The organism is Neptuniibacter pectenicola, from assembly GCF_001597735.1.
Taxonomy (GTDB): domain Bacteria; phylum Pseudomonadota; class Gammaproteobacteria; order Pseudomonadales; family Balneatricaceae; genus Neptuniibacter; species Neptuniibacter pectenicola.
Map to the genome: position 1 here is coordinate 1 of NZ_LUTS01000195.1, position 230 is coordinate 230.

1 protein-coding gene is annotated in these 230 nt (G+C 43.9%); it reads left to right on the top strand.

The features are described 5' to 3' along the window. The coding region (locus tag A3773_RS18280; RefSeq protein WP_197462890.1) for a hypothetical protein at positions 1-230 on the top strand (230 nt) is incomplete at both ends.

Genomic DNA, 230 nt, shown 5'->3' on the forward strand with positions numbered 1-230 from the left:
TCATTAACTTCTATTCAGCCATGGCTTATCCTGGCTCGCAACTCTATGTTCAAGCTAAGCAGCATGGATGGCAGTTACCTGAAACTTGGTCTGGTTTTTCCCAGCACAGCTATGACTGTTTGCCATTGCCGACCAATCATATCTCTGCCAGAGAGGTGTTGGCATTTCGTGATGATGCTTTTCATCGTTACTTTGATCATGAACCCTATCTAACGTTTGTTGAGCAAAAG